This is a genomic window from Streptomyces sp. NPDC056231, assembly GCF_048270745.1.
Classification (GTDB): domain Bacteria; phylum Actinomycetota; class Actinomycetes; order Streptomycetales; family Streptomycetaceae; genus Streptomyces.
The window spans coordinates 21,133-34,597 of sequence record NZ_JBLVKW010000079.1; the positions used below are offsets into that span (position 1 = coordinate 21,133).

At 67.7% G+C, this 13,465-nt stretch carries 16 protein-coding genes and 2 pseudogenes; 9 read left to right on the forward strand and 9 right to left on the reverse strand.

Annotated features, from left to right (window positions below; translation table 11 throughout):
* The first annotated feature begins 18 nt into the window (after positions 1-18).
* The gene (locus ACNPQM_RS36280; protein ID WP_418087309.1) at positions 19-267 is read left to right on the forward strand and encodes a chaplin family protein; all 249 of its coding nucleotides are present in this window, start codon (positions 19-21) and stop codon (positions 265-267) included.
* Between the two features lie 361 nt (positions 268-628).
* Here ACNPQM_RS36280 and ACNPQM_RS36285 read toward each other — a convergent pair whose 3' ends face one another.
* Positions 629-1,411, reverse strand: a complete 783-nt coding sequence (locus ACNPQM_RS36285; protein ID WP_418087301.1) for a hypothetical protein — start codon at positions 1,409-1,411, stop codon at positions 629-631.
* A gap of 296 nt (positions 1,412-1,707) precedes the next feature.
* Between ACNPQM_RS36285 and ACNPQM_RS36290 the strand changes: the two genes are divergently transcribed.
* The 4 genes from ACNPQM_RS36290 (at position 1,708) to ACNPQM_RS36305 (ending at position 4,886) form a co-directional block, all read left to right on the forward strand.
* Complete coding sequence (locus ACNPQM_RS36290) at positions 1,708-2,505, forward strand: ABC transporter ATP-binding protein (RefSeq protein WP_418087302.1); 798 nt, start codon at positions 1,708-1,710, stop codon at positions 2,503-2,505.
* A 69-nt stretch (positions 2,506-2,574) separates the two neighbouring features.
* On the forward strand, positions 2,575-3,003 hold the full coding sequence (locus tag ACNPQM_RS36295; RefSeq protein WP_358862198.1) for an NfeD family protein: 429 nt from the start codon (positions 2,575-2,577) through the stop codon (positions 3,001-3,003).
* Positions 3,004-3,126: 123 nt separating this feature from the next.
* Positions 3,127-4,056: an SPFH domain-containing protein gene (locus ACNPQM_RS36300; RefSeq protein WP_030920228.1), complete on the forward strand. Its 930-nt coding sequence runs from the start codon at positions 3,127-3,129 to the stop codon at positions 4,054-4,056.
* 62 nt (positions 4,057-4,118) lie between these two features.
* Complete coding sequence (locus ACNPQM_RS36305; protein WP_358862197.1) at positions 4,119-4,886, forward strand: sulfite exporter TauE/SafE family protein; 768 nt, start codon at positions 4,119-4,121, stop codon at positions 4,884-4,886.
* A gap of 59 nt (positions 4,887-4,945) precedes the next feature.
* Here the strand turns inward: ACNPQM_RS36305 and ACNPQM_RS36310 are convergent, their stop codons facing one another.
* The 3 genes from ACNPQM_RS36310 to ACNPQM_RS36320 all read right to left on the reverse strand — a co-directional run bounded on the left by ACNPQM_RS36310 (position 4,946) and on the right by ACNPQM_RS36320 (position 6,965).
* Entirely contained in the window at positions 4,946-5,452 is a 507-nt protein-coding gene (locus ACNPQM_RS36310) for an HNH endonuclease (RefSeq protein WP_358862196.1), read from the reverse strand.
* A gap of 157 nt (positions 5,453-5,609) precedes the next feature.
* Positions 5,610-6,140, reverse strand: a complete 531-nt coding sequence (locus ACNPQM_RS36315) for a YbhB/YbcL family Raf kinase inhibitor-like protein (RefSeq protein WP_358862195.1) — start codon at positions 6,138-6,140, stop codon at positions 5,610-5,612.
* A 42-nt stretch (positions 6,141-6,182) separates the two neighbouring features.
* A complete protein-coding gene (locus ACNPQM_RS36320) occupies positions 6,183-6,965 on the reverse strand; it encodes a sporulation protein (protein ID WP_358862194.1) in 783 nt (260 codons plus the stop codon).
* A 72-nt stretch (positions 6,966-7,037) separates the two neighbouring features.
* On the opposite strand from ACNPQM_RS36320, the pseudogene ACNPQM_RS36325 reads away from it, so the two are divergent.
* The 3 genes and pseudogenes from ACNPQM_RS36325 to ACNPQM_RS36335 all read left to right on the forward strand — a co-directional run.
* Positions 7,038-7,289: pseudogene (locus ACNPQM_RS36325) on the forward strand (DNA-3-methyladenine glycosylase); the annotation flags it as partial.
* Between the two features lie 14 nt (positions 7,290-7,303).
* A complete protein-coding gene (locus ACNPQM_RS36330; protein WP_358862193.1) occupies positions 7,304-7,915 on the forward strand; it encodes a DNA-3-methyladenine glycosylase in 612 nt (203 codons plus the stop codon).
* 273 nt (positions 7,916-8,188) lie between these two features.
* Positions 8,189-8,809: a hypothetical protein gene (locus tag ACNPQM_RS36335; protein WP_418087303.1), complete on the forward strand. Its 621-nt coding sequence runs from the start codon at positions 8,189-8,191 to the stop codon at positions 8,807-8,809.
* Positions 8,810-9,531: 722 nt separating this feature from the next.
* Here ACNPQM_RS36335 and ACNPQM_RS36340 read toward each other — a convergent pair.
* The 4 genes from ACNPQM_RS36340 to ACNPQM_RS36355 form a co-directional block, all read right to left on the reverse strand.
* Positions 9,532-10,365 carry a helix-turn-helix domain-containing protein gene (locus tag ACNPQM_RS36340; protein WP_418087304.1) on the reverse strand — a complete coding sequence of 278 codons (834 nt, stop codon included), beginning with the start codon at positions 10,363-10,365 and terminating at the stop codon, positions 9,532-9,534.
* Positions 10,362-10,877, reverse strand: coding sequence for a DUF6879 family protein (locus ACNPQM_RS36345; RefSeq protein WP_418087305.1), 516 nt, complete (start codon positions 10,875-10,877; stop codon positions 10,362-10,364). The genes ACNPQM_RS36340 and ACNPQM_RS36345 overlap by 4 nt, the downstream gene beginning before the upstream one ends.
* Positions 10,861-11,067 carry a hypothetical protein gene (locus ACNPQM_RS36350; protein ID WP_418087306.1) on the reverse strand — a complete coding sequence of 69 codons (207 nt, stop codon included), beginning with the start codon at positions 11,065-11,067 and terminating at the stop codon, positions 10,861-10,863. The genes ACNPQM_RS36345 and ACNPQM_RS36350 overlap by 17 nt, the downstream gene beginning before the upstream one ends.
* A gap of 254 nt (positions 11,068-11,321) precedes the next feature.
* The gene (locus tag ACNPQM_RS36355; RefSeq protein WP_418087307.1) at positions 11,322-12,770 is read right to left on the reverse strand and encodes a recombinase family protein; all 1,449 of its coding nucleotides are present in this window, start codon (positions 12,768-12,770) and stop codon (positions 11,322-11,324) included.
* An 8-nt stretch (positions 12,771-12,778) separates the two neighbouring features.
* Between ACNPQM_RS36355 and ACNPQM_RS36360 the strand changes: the two are divergent.
* Positions 12,779-13,165, forward strand: a pseudogene (locus ACNPQM_RS36360) (DNA-3-methyladenine glycosylase); the annotation flags it as partial.
* A 114-nt stretch (positions 13,166-13,279) separates the two neighbouring features.
* Here ACNPQM_RS36360 and ACNPQM_RS36365 read toward each other — a convergent pair.
* Positions 13,280-13,465 (reverse strand): hypothetical protein (locus tag ACNPQM_RS36365; protein ID WP_418087308.1); only part of this gene is annotated, 186 nt, incomplete at its 5' end.

Below are 13,465 nucleotides of genomic sequence, written 5' to 3' on the forward strand. Positions count from 1 at the left end.
CGCGAGGAGGATCCCGAAGTGAAGAACCTGAAGAAGGCTGCTGCCGTCACCATGATCGCGGGCGGCATCATCTCCGCAGGCGCCGGCGCGGCCTCCGCGACCGGTCACGGCGCGGGCGCCCACGGTGCGGCGACCCGCTCCCCGGGCGTGGTCAGTGGCAACGTCATCCAGGTCCCGGTCCACGTCCCGGTGAATGTGGTCGGCAACACGGTGAACGTGATCGGCCTGCTCAACCCGGCCTTCGGCAACGTCGGCCACAACGGCTGACCACCCCGGTTCCCCCGATGCCGGACGGCCCAGAAAGGGACCCGTCCGGCATCAACCATGCTGCCCCACACCACAGCTCACGGCCGATCACCACCTAGCTGGGCTCGAGCCGCAATGGGTCGAGCCATGCCCGCCCGGCGCCGTCAAGCCCGTCCAGGCGATCGAGGGCGGACGAGCCACCGGACCCCCCGTCCCCGCACCCACGGCCTGCCCCACGACAGGGGGCGGGCTCCCGACGCCCTGCGACTGCGCGTGCGGCGTTGTCGTCGGTACCGACGTGCCGCGTCGACTCCATCCGACGCCTTGCCGTCGACGCCGCATGATGCCGCTCCCTGATCCACTCCCCGTCGTGGGGCAGCCCTTACCCCCGCTCCCGCTCCTCCACATACGCGTTGTACGCCGCCACCTGCGCCCGCCGAGCCACCCGCTCCACCGGCCGCAGCGTCGCCCCCCGGGCCGCGATCTCCGACGCGCTCACCGCCCCGCCGTGGCTGTTCTCGTACGCGAGCGAGATCAGCAGCCCCACCCGCTGCGCCAGCTCCAGCACCCGTACCGCCCGCGGCGGATATCCCGGAGCGAGCAGCTCCCGCCCCCGCTCCGCCCGCGCCCGGTACGCATCCAGCGCCGCCTCCGCCACCGGCCCGGACCCGGCCACATCGAGCCGCGACAGCGCCGCCGTCGCGTCCCGCAACGCCTCCGCGAGCTCCCGCTCCGCCTCACTCAGCGACGGCACATCGGCCGGCGGCGCCTCCCGCACCGGCAGGCAGTGCCACACCACCTCGACGTGCAGATCACCGACAGGCCCCGCCTCCCGCACCTCGGGCACCAGCCCGTACGGCGCACCGGACGCGACCACCGCCTCCTCCGCCTCCAGCGCCCGCGCATTGAACTCGGGCGGGCCGCTGAGCCCGAGCGGATGCCCCGGCACCGGCAATGCGACCCGGAAGCCCGTCACTCCCAATCCGCGCAGCCGCCCCAGCGCCAGCGTGAGCCCGACCGGTCCCGCCTCACCGGGCAGCCCCTCGACGCGGTGCACCGCGTCCTCTCCGACAATCGCGAGCGCAGCGTCGTCCGGTGAGACAAGTCCGGCCAGAAGCGCGTTTCCCCATGAGGCCAGCAGCCCCGAGCGTGGTTCCGAAAGCATGGGAACAGCCTAGGGAACCGGACCCGGGGCGTGTTTCGAAAGGAGCGTCGTCCGCCCGGAGGGCGGGCCGGGCGGCGTCCGGTGTGTGCGATCACAAAGCGGATATTTACCCCAATACCGGTCGTATCAGGGTGAGCCCGACAATGCGGCGAGCGTGCCGGACGCCGCCCGGCGGGCGGGGCATTCGAAACATGCCCTAGGAGCCGGAGCGCTCCCGCGGTGGCGTAGGTTTTCCCTGGGAGCTGTGCCCACAGGCACGCGACGATCTCGAGACTGCATGGGGAGACAACGCGCTCATGAGCGATGTACTGGAGCTGGTGGACGTATCCGTGGTCCGCGACGGACGCGCTCTGGTGGACGACGTCTCCTGGTCGGTCAAGGAGGGGGAGCGCTGGGTCATCCTCGGCCCGAACGGCGCCGGCAAGACCACCCTCCTCAACATCGCGTCCAGCTACCTCTTCCCGACCAGGGGCAGCGCCACGATCCTCGGCGAACAACTCGGCGGCGTCGGCACCGACGTCTTCGACCTGCGCCCGCGGATCGGTATCGCGGGCGTCGCCATGGCGGAGAAGCTGCCCAAGCGCCAGACCGTCCTGCAGACGGTGCTCACCGCCGCGTACGGCATGACCGCCACCTGGCACGAGAACTACGACGCCGTCGACGAGGACCGGGCCCGCGCCTTCCTCGACCGGCTCGGCATGACCGAGTTCCTCGACCGCAAGTTCGGCACCCTCTCCGAGGGCGAGCGCAAGCGCACCCTGATCGCCCGCGCCATGATGACCGACCCCGAGCTGTTGCTCCTCGACGAGCCCGCTGCCGGTCTCGACCTCGGCGGCCGCGAGGACCTGGTCCGCCGCCTCGGCCGGCTCGCCCGCGACCCGTTCGCCCCCTCCATGATCATGGTGACGCACCACGTCGAGGAGATCGCCCCTGGCTTCACCCACGTTCTCATGATCCGCCAGGGCAAGGTTCTCGCTGCGGGCCCCACGGAGACCGAGCTCAGCTCCCGCAACCTCTCCCTCTGCTTCGGTCTGCCGCTCATCGTCGAGCACACCAGCGACCGGTACACCGCACACGGCCTCCCGCTGTCCTGAACGCACTGTGCCCCGAATGTCCTGATCGAAGCCCTGTCGGCGAGGGACTCGCGGTCCTACCATGACCGGGTGGACATCGATGCGTGGGTGTGGTGGCTGATCGGTGCGGTCGGGCTGGGTATTCCGCTCGTCCTGACCGCGATGCCCGAGTTCGGGATGTTCGCCGTCGGAGCGGTCGTCGCGGCAGTCGTCGCGGCACTCGGCGGCGGCATCGTGGCCCAGGTCCTGGTCTTCGTGGTCGTCTCCGTCGCGCTCATCGCGGTGGTCCGCCCGATCGCCACCAGGCACCGCGCCGACCGACCTCAACTGGCCACCGGCATCGATGCGCTGAAAGGCCGTCAGGCCGTCGTCCTGGAACGGGTCGACGGCAGCGGTGGCCGGATCAAGCTGGCCGGAGAGATCTGGTCGGCCCGCGCCTACGACGGAGACCAGAGTTTCGAACCCGGCCGGCAGGTGGATGTCGTGGACATCGACGGTGCCACGGCCCTCGTCATGTGACCGAACCGCTCACACGGCGGACCGCGGTCTGCCAGACTCGATGTCGATCATCATGAGATCCGGACCTCATGAGATCCGACCCCGATCGCGATCTGCTGGCAACCGAAGGGCACGAGGAACACGATGCAACCGATCATCATCGTCCTGATCATTCTGGTGGTGCTCGTCTTCATCGCCCTGATCAAGACGATCCAGGTCATCCCGCAGGCCAGCGCCGCCATCGTGGAGCGCTTCGGCCGCTACACCCGCACGCTCAACGCAGGCCTGAACATCGTCGTTCCGTTCATCGACACCATCCGCAACCGGATCGACCTCCGCGAACAGGTCGTCCCGTTCCCGCCCCAGCCGGTGATCACCCAGGACAACCTGGTCGTCAATATCGACACCGTCATCTACTACCAGGTGACGGACGCGCGGGCCGCGACGTACGAAGTCGCCAGCTACATCCAGGCGATCGAGCAGCTCACCGTCACCACCCTCCGCAACATCATCGGCGGCATGGACCTGGAGCGGACCCTGACCTCCCGTGAGGAGATCAACGCCGCCCTCCGTGGCGTCCTCGACGAGGCCACCGGCAAGTGGGGTATCCGCGTCAACCGCGTCGAGCTCAAGGCGATCGAGCCGCCGACCTCCATCCAGGACTCGATGGAGAAGCAGATGCGCGCCGACCGTGACAAGCGTGCCGCGATCCTCCAGGCCGAGGGAACCCGGCAGTCCGCGATCCTCACCGCGGAGGGCGAGAAGCAGTCCGCGATCCTGCGCGCCGAGGGTGAGGCCAAGGCCGCGGCCCTGCGCGCCGAGGGCGAGGCCCAGGCCATCCGTACGGTCTTCGAGTCCATCCATGCCGGCGACCCGGACCAGAAGCTCCTCTCGTACCAGTACCTGCAGATGCTCCCGAAGATCGCCGAGGGCGACGCCAACAAGCTCTGGATCGTGCCGAGCGAGATCGGTGACGCCCTCAAGGGCCTCAGCGGTGCCTTCGGAAACCTCGGCACCGGCGTCCCCGGCTTCAACACCGGCAAGGAGCGCCGCGAGGAACCCCCGGTCGACTGACGCGTACATACCATCGTGCATGATCAGTGCACCAAGCACTGATCATGCACGGGGGAATCGGAATGTCCATCTGGGAAATGCTCGCGGTCTTCGGCGCGGGCATCAGCGCGGGCGCGATCAACACGGTCGTCGGTTCCGGAACGCTGATCACCTTCCCGGTCCTGCTCGCCACCGGCCTGCCCCCGGTCACCGCCACCGTCTCCAACGCCCTCGGCCTGATCCCCGGCTCCATCAGCGGCGCCATCGGCTACCGCAAGGAACTCGCCGGACAGGGCCGCCGCGTCCTCAGGCTGAGCATCGGCGCGCTCATCGGCGGCCTCACCGGTGCCACCCTGCTGCTGACCCTGCCCTCCACGGCGTTCGAGACCATCGTGCCCATCCTGGTCGCCCTGGCCCTCACCCTGGTCATTCTGCAACCTCGCATCAGCAAAGCCGTCCAGCGCCGCCGCGAGCTCAACGGCACCACCGCCCGCTCCGACGGCGGCCCGCTCCTCGTCGTCGGACTGATGCTCGCCAGCGTCTACGGCGGCTACTTCACCGCCGCCCAGGGGATCATCTACCTCTCCCTGATGGGCATGCTGCTCGACGACACGATGCAGCGCCTCAACGCCGTCAAGAACGTGCTGGCAGCGGTCGTCAACAGCGTTGCCGCGCTCTTCTTCCTCTTCGTCGCGGACTTCGACTGGACGGCCGTCGCACTGATCGCGGTCGGCTCCGCGCTCGGCGGCCAGATCGGCGCGAAGGCCGGGCGCCGTCTCAGCGCCACGGTGTTGCGCGGTCTCATCGTGATGGTCGGCACGGTCGCCATCGTCCAGCTGGTGCTCCGCTGAACCTGGAAGCCCGCCTCCGCACGGAGACGGGCTTCCGATACGACATCCACGTAGGGCGACTAGGCGGCGGTCCGGTCCAGCCACTCCGGCAGCGCCGACCGCTCACCGGCCCCCATCGCCAGCAGCATCGCCTCTGCGGGCGACGGCACGAAGGGCTGTCGCAGCAACGGCATTCCCGCCTGCTCCGGCGTCCGGGCCGCCTTGCGGTGATTGTCCTCGGCGCAGGACGCCACCGTATTGAGCCAGGTGTCCTGGCCGCCCTGGGCGCGCGGCACCACATGGTCGACGGTTGTTGCCCTTCGCCCGCAGTACGCGCACCGGTGCTGGTCCCGTATCAGCACACCCCTTCTGGACCACGGTGCATGTCTTCGGAACGGCACCCGTACGTACCGGCAGAGCCTGATCACCCGGGGTACCGGAATGTCCACGGCGGCACCACGCATGCGGAGATCGGGATGCGACTGCTCGACAACAGCCTTGTCCTGCAGAATCAGCACCACCGCACGGTTCAGTGTCACCGTCGACAGCGGCTCGAAGCTCGCGTTGAGAACCAGCGTGTCCCGCATCTCGCCCACCTCCCGTGTGCCGCCCGCCCCCTGGCAGGCCCGGACCAACTCTGGCTGGACGGGCCGGGATGGACAACGCAATAAAAAAATGCCCTGCCCTGATCTCTCCAGGACCAGGGCAGGGCAAACAGCAGGAGAACTCTCAGCTCACCGGATACTACGCGGGACCGGTGTACTCACCGATCAGCTGAGCACGACCCAGTGTGTGGAACCGCAGATTGAACCCGACCACAGCGGGCGACACATCACTGCCAGGCCCCAGCTTCTCGCTGTCCACCGCATACACGGTGAAGACGTAACGGTGGTTCTCCCCGGCCGGCGGCGCGGCGCCGCCGAACTCCTTCGACCCGTAGTCGTTACGGACCTGAACGGCGCCGGCAGGCAACCCCTCGAATTTCCCGCTGCCCGCACCGGCCGGCAGCTCCGTGACCGATGCCGGGATGTCGAACACGACCCAGTGCCAGAACCCGCTGCCCGTCGGAGCATCCGGATCGAAGCAGGTCACGGCGAAACTCTTGGTCTCCGCCGGGAACCCTTCCCACCGCAGCTGCGGCGAAGTGTTCCCGGCCGCGAACACCTGGGCGGCCGCCAGCACGGCCCCGGGAGCGAGATCCTCGCTCACCACCGTGAACGAAGGCACCTCGGGATGGAAGTCATGCGGCAGCGGCGGCCTCTTCGGCTCGGTCACGTCCCACCTCTCCTGATCGGCTCTGGAGTCTCGCCACCGACCCTAGAGCCAGTTGCGCCGACCGCCGACCTGGGCGAGCCACTGGTTGAGGTATGCCGCCCAGTCGGTCCCACGGAAGTCGTTCAGATCGACCTTGAACGCCCGGTAGGAGTCGCTGCCCTCACTGAAGAGCCCCGCCTTCTTGTCCATCTCCAGCACGACATCCATCTCGCGGTCGTCCGCGATGAACGTCAGCTCGACCTGGTTCAGCCCGCGGTACTGCTGCGGCGGGAAGAACTCGATCTCCTGGTAGAAGGGCAGCCGCTGGCGCGTGCCGCGGATGTGACCACGCTCCATGTCCGCGCTGCGGAACCCGAAGCCGAGCTGTCCGAACGCGTCCAGGATCGCCTGCTGCGCCGGCAGCGGGTGGACGTTGATCGGGTCGAGGTCGCCGGAGTCCAGCGCCCGCGCGATCTCCAGTTCGGTGGTCACACCGATGTTCATGCCGTGCAGGTGCTGACCGGCGAACATCGTGATGGGCGTCTCCCAGGGGATCTCGAGCCCGAACGGAACGACGTGCACGGCACCGGCCTGCACCTCGAACGCCCCACCGAGCTGCAGCTTGGTGAACTCGATGTCCTGCTTCATCTCCTGGTCGTTGCCCTCGACCTCGACGCGCGCCTGCAGACCGACCGAGAGTCCCTCGATCTGCTGCGACACGGAACCGCCCTGGATCCGCACCTCGCCCTGGACGACTCCGCCCGGCACCACGTTGAGCTCGGTCAGCTCCGTCTCCACCGAAGCACCACCGGCGCCCATGCTCGCGAGCAGCCGCTTGAAGCCCATATCTACTCCTCCTTGGTCTGACCTCTACATACGCGCCACGACCGTAGTCGGTTCCCGGTAATCTCGATCGCCATGATCGAGGGCCTGGACCGTACGCCGCTGACGCGGGACTTCTTCGACCGCCCCGTCCTGGAGGTGGCACCCGACCTGCTGGGCCGGACCCTGGTACGCATCACGGGCGACGGCCCCATCGAACTCCGCCTCACCGAGGTGGAGGCGTACGCCGGCGAGATCGACCCCGGCTCGCACGCCTTCCGCGGCCGCACCGCGCGCAACAGCGTGATGTTCGGACCACCCGGCCACGTCTACTTCACCTACGGCATGTCAAGGCGGTCAGCATGAACGTTGACCTCCTCGCCCATCCTGCTGAAGAGGTCGCCCCCAGGCTGCTCGGGAGCGTCCTCACCTGCAAGACCCCCGAGGGAACCGTGAGCATCGCCATCACGGAGACCGAGGCGTACTCCGGTACGGCTGACCCAGCCTCCCATGCCTACCGAGGCCAGACAGCCCGTAATGCCGTCATGTTCGGACCTGCGGGACACCTGTACGTCTACCGGTCCCACGGTCTCCACTGGTGCGCCAACGTCGTCACCGGGACGGACGGCATCGCCTCGGCCGTCCTCATCCGGGCAGGCAGGATCATCGAGGGGGAGGACCTGGCACGCAAGCGACGAGGGGAGAGGGTCGAGAGCCCACGCCTTGCCCGAGGTCCGGGGAACTTCTGCCAGGCACTGGGCATCACGGGAGAGCGCAACGGCGCAGACCTGCTGACGGGTGCCTCAGTCGTGCTGTCCGAGGGCAAGCCGGTACCCGCTGCGCTCATCCGGGTTGGCCCTCGGGTGGGTGTGAGTAAAGCCCACGACTGGCAGCACCGTTTCTACCTTGCCGGTGATCCAACGGTCTCGGCGTACCGACTGAGCCCACGAGCCAAGCCGTCCGCCGAAGCCTGACCCGCTGTGCACCTCTCTCGCGGCCCGCCGCTGAGTCGGCGCGGAGTTGGGGTCAGAAGATGGGTGATCGCTCGCGAGTGTGGCGCGTGGCACGTTCCTGGCCGGTCGCGTGACTGCCGATGTGCGCCGACTCAGGCCGGACGGGTGGGCGCGACTGCGCGCTTCATCTGGCAGGTGAGTGGTTGAGTTGGCGCGAAGAGCGAGGTGGACAGCCGGGAGTGCAGGGACAACCCGGCCGCCCACCTCGCCCGGATCCTTGCGAGGATCCTCGGTATGACTTCGTTCTCGGCCGATCCTGATGACTCCGACGCCCCCTTCAGGGAGATCGGCGACCCCGTCCTCGCCGTCACGGACAAGCGGCGAAGCCTTGTCGCCGTGGCCGGCGAGCGCGAGTACGACGAGGCGGAGACGGTTGGTCTCTTCCACGTCACCGACCGCGCCCGCCGTCGCTGGCTCTTGCTCTCGCGGTACCCCGTGACCTCGATGGCCTTCCATCCGACCCTCCCGCTCCTCGCCGTGGGATCCGGCGAGTACGACGGCGGCTACTTCTTCGAGGGGGAGCTTCTCCTCGTTCACCTGGAAACCGGTACCGCCCTGTCGCTCATCGAGCACCACCTCGGCCGCCAGGTCCTCGGACTGGAGTGGTTGAGCCATCAGGAACTTCGCGTCCTCATGGCGCCGCCCGACGACTGGAAGGACCGCAAAGCCCACATGGAAGGACACATCGCTGTGGTGCACCGCCCCGACTGGACCACGGTCGAAGCCAAGTCGCTCACCGGCCGCGATCTGGCCGGCCCGCGAGGGCTGGCGCCTCGACTCGACCACAGTGAGGCTGCCAAGCGCGCGGTCGCCAGGCTGGCCGTGCCCCAGACCCGCCGACACGGCATCAGCTGAGCACACGGGTGACGATCGGCCTCCGCGCGAAGCTCCAGATGAATCGCTCAGTCACAGTGGGGTGGCCGGGGGTAGGTCAGCGGATGGTCGAACAGAGCAGCACCACACGGGACGGCTCCCTGAACGGGGTCCTCCCTCTCTCGTATACGATCCCTCGGCCAGGTCGCCGCCGTCGCTCCCGACTGCACGAGACCGAGTCCAGACCCGAAGGCCTGGGCGTCCACCTGTGAAGAGACCGCGCCATCCGTGCACGGTCCACCCCCGCAACGACTCATGCCGGTGTGGCTCATGCACTCGACGTCGACCGCCGCACTGTCTGTCGACGGCTCCGCCTTCCACTTGCAATGCAGGCACTCTGCCTCATAGGTCACGTCCGTATCCGGATGCTGCGTGATCCGGTGCGTCACGAACCGCAGGACCGTGCGCGCCATCAGCGTCCCCGGTGTTCGTTCCGGAGATGAGCCCGCAGGCCCACGTTCACGTCCGACACCTGCGAGTAGTCCCCGACCGACGTGGCGTTCGCGCGAGCCACCGCGTACCGCGGGCACTCACGACAACCCGACACGGGGTCGGGCGGCGCGGAGGGAAGGGTCACGTGTACCGGTCCGTCCATCGTCGTCTTGGGTGTGCTCATCCGTGAGACCTCCCGACTTTTCGCTTGCCGAAGGATGATCCCCCGGGGTGCGCACGGGATGGCGCTTCAGTCGCGTAGTCGACTGAAGTCATGCACGGCAAGCGGCGGACCACTCGGCGAGCCGTGCCCGAAGGTCTTCGCCGAAGAGGGCGTGTTCCTCGTACCCGGCGAACTCCTTCAGGTACGCCTGAACATCTCGGCCGTCGCGGAGTACGAGACTTCCTGCTGTCGTTTCGATGGTGACCAACGCGGCGTCGTAGATAGTGAACGTACTCAGAGGGGTTCGGGGCGTCGGTGCCCCTACGGGGATCACCCCGATCTGAACGTTCGGGAGGTAGGACAGGGACGCGAGCCGGTCCATCTGCTCGGCCAGTGCCAGTGGGGAGACGACCGGCCAGCGAACCGCCTGCTCGGCCAGAACGAACGTGAACCGCTTCGAGGCGTCGTAGAGGACGGCTTGCCGTCCCAGTTTCCCCGCCAAGGCCTTGCTCGTGTCGGCCGTCGAGTGGGCGAGGCTCGCCCTTACGTACTCCGGTGTTGCGAGCAGGCCGGTAACCATCGAGAGCAAGAAGTAGCGCATCTGCGCAGAGGACGCTTCGAGCGACTTCAGCTCGGCCTGTCTCGTACCGAGTCCCTTGCGCCGAAGTTCTCGGAGGTTCCGCCACTCGGTGTTCGCCATCCTGGCGAGTGCGGAGACCTCGGCGACCAGTCCCGGCGGAGCGTCCAGCGCTCGCAGGATCTGTTCGACGTCGACCAGTGACGGCCGTGTCGGGCCGCTCTCGATGCGAGACACCTTCGACTGGGACATGTTGCAGCGCGCCGCGAGCCGGTCCCCTGAGAGGCCGGCGCGCTTGCGCAAGCCCCGAAGCAGAGAGGCGAGTTCGGTCCCGGACTCGCCAAGCTGCTCAGCTTCGAACGTCACCCGTTCACATACTCCAGGAAGGGAACCGACGCGGCGACGGCGATGCGCTGCCACTCGACGAACGGCGCGGGGTCACCCTCGTACAGCTCTCGGCTGATCTGCGTGCCGTCGCCCTCGTAGTGCATCAGGACGACCGTGGAGCGGTCGAACATCCAGAAGTCCTCGACATCCGGCAACGGGTTCTCTTGCTCGGGCACGTCAAGGATGCGGATAGCCTCCCCAGCGAGCACGTGCGGGGCGTAGTACCGGGAGAACTCGAAGCACAGGTACTCGGAGAGCGGCCGAGTCAGGACGTGCACTCGCCCCTTGCTCCTCCCTTTGCCGCGCAGCCGCTTCAGGTCTTCCGTGTACGCGGACGAGGAGGCATGGGGGTCGACGCGGTTGCCTGACCGGAAGGCCTCAAGCTCTTCCGCCTCCTGCGGTACGAGGTACTGGGGCAGGGTCTCCAGCCGCCACGCTTCCGTCTGGAAGCCCCGGAGCATCGCTCGCCACTCGTCACCATCCAGGAGCACTAACGGCCTCCCGAAGAACGCTCTCGGGGATCTCCACGAGCCCTTCCCCCTGCGGGGGAGTGAAGGCGTCGGACATGTCACCCTGAACCACGATGGAGCCGGAAGCGGTGCGGTAGACGTTCGGGCAGTCGTCCTCTCCGCACGTGCCGTTGCCATTGCCATTGAGCCGAGTTAGTTCTTCGCGTGCCATGCGGAACCCCCTTGACTTGTCGGCCCGGTCAGGCCGCCTGAGGCGACCGTACGGGGGCCGATCGCGACCGTCCATGCACAGACGTGACTCATGCAAGTTGTTGCATGAACTGGGAAGTGAGGGGCACACAGAGGCTCTGAGTGATGTCCGGGCCTTTCTCACCGGGTATGACGACGGGCCCCGCCCGACTCTCGTCAGACAGGGCCCGTCGTCACTTGGCGCCGACGGTCGGCTCGGCCTTCCGCGATCGGACCTCAGGGGTTCCGGAACGTGATCCGGCAGTGCTCGCCCTTGAAGGCTCGGACCCCTCGACCGCGCGGCATCAGCTCGACTCGCTCGCAGACCTGCATGACGACGGTCCGCACGTAGTCGATGCGGTCGGGGTCCTCGTAGTCCAGTGCCTCCCACAGGTACTCGATGTCGCCCAGGTCGACGCGCACCCGCTTCGATGCCAGGTCTGCCAGCTCTGCGCGGATCTTGGCCAGGTCGGCGTCACACCTGCCGATGCCCGTCCGCAGGGTCGACGCGTCGATGTCCCCCACTGCGAACATCTCCGCCAGGGCGGTGCGCCTCTCGGATGCAGCCGTCTCCTCGGCCAGCAGCTCAGCCTCTCGCTTCTCGTCCGCGGCATCCGTGGCCGGTGCCGCGTTCCACTCCTCGGCCCTGTCGATGACCTTTCTGACCACGAAGGAGTCGAGCGGGTCCGCCGGGCAGGTGATGCACCGGCCACCCGAACAGGTGTAGATGCGGTACCGCTCGCCTGTCGCGTTCTTCTTGCTCCACCCTTGAGTGACGACGGCCTGACACTTCGAGCAGCGGACCACGCCGGACAACAGGGCCTTGCGCTTGCCGCCGCCGCCTGTGTTGCGCTCGGGGTCGCTCAGGTAGCGGACCAGCGCACGGAATATGCCCTCGGAGACGATCGCCTCCCAGTTGCCTGCGCCGGTCTCCTCGGTCCGCCGCACGCGCTTCCCGTCCGGCTTCTCGACCCACTGCGAGTACGTCTGGATTCCCGCGTTCCTCGGCTTCAAGAGGACGATCCGAAGGTTCGAGCTGCGCCACTCCTTGCCGTGCGGCGAGAGCAGTCCACGCGTGTTCCAGTCCTTCGCCATGGACCAGAGGGTGACGCCGGCCAGGACATCCCGGTACGCCTGCCGCAGGGCTTCCGCCTCTGCTTCCCGGTGCCTGCCGTCCCGCTCGAAGCCGAAGGGGCGAGTACTCCAGAAGGGCCTCCCGGACTCCCTGCGCCGCTGGTGTCCGAGTACCTGACGCTCGACTCGCATCTCGGTCTCGTTGCGAGCCACCACAGCGCCGATGCGAGCAGCGAGACGGCCGGACGGGGTGGACAGGTCGAGCACTCCCTGCGCCTGTGCGGCGGCCAGCGTGACGCCGGTCGCCTCGACCAGGTCCACCAGATCCTCAAGGTCCCAGGGGGTGCGGTACATACGGTCGTAGTGGCGGGACACGATGGCGTCTGCCTTGCCGTCCTCCACCAGAGCCTTGACGCGCTCCCAGTCGGCGCTCCGCTTGGTTCCCCGCCTTGTTGAAGCCGACGTGTCCTTCTCAACGATCGTGGCTACGACTGACCAGCCCTTCCGGTCGCACAGCGCCTGACTCAGCTCGACCTGTTGTGTCAGGTTCCCACCCTTGGATTCCTCGCCCCTCGGGGTGGGGCTGAGCCTGGCGTAGATGATCGCTCGCACTGCCTGTCATGTGGCACTGCCTCAACCTGGTGTGCGGCCCCGAAGGAGTGGCGAGCGGTGTACTGCTGCGGGCGGGCGAGGTCCTGTTGGGTGCCGAGCTCAGCCGTGAACGTCGAATCTCGGCCCGCAATGACCGGGAACTGGCCAAAGGACCGGCCCGTCTGGCTACCGCCCTCGACATCGACCGAGGTCTGAACGGCACCGACGCCATCGCTCATCCGGGTGCCCCTTTGTCCGTACTGCACGGCACCCCACCACCGCGCGACCAGGTACGCAACGGCCCCCGCACCGGCGTCGGCGGTGACGGAGCCACCCACCATTGGCGCTTCTGGATCGATGGGGACCCCACGGTGAGCCTGTATCGACCTCACACACCACGCCGCCGCGCAACTTGACTCGCCCCTGCTGGACACCTAACGTAGTCCGAGCCGCTTGAACGGGTACTGCTGTCGGCACGGTCCATCGGACCGAGGCTGAGCACCCGGAAGCTGCCAACCACTACCTTCGACTCACCCTGGCGGGTGCGAATTCGGCATGCCGTAATTCGATCCCATCGGCTCGATTATGAGCTGCCCAGGAAGTCGACTAAAGTAGCGGACACGCCGAAAGGCAAAGGCCACTCCAAAGGCCACCGGAATCAAATTCGGACCGGAAACGGAAACGAAAAAGAGTCTGGTAAGGTTGGAACCGCCGGA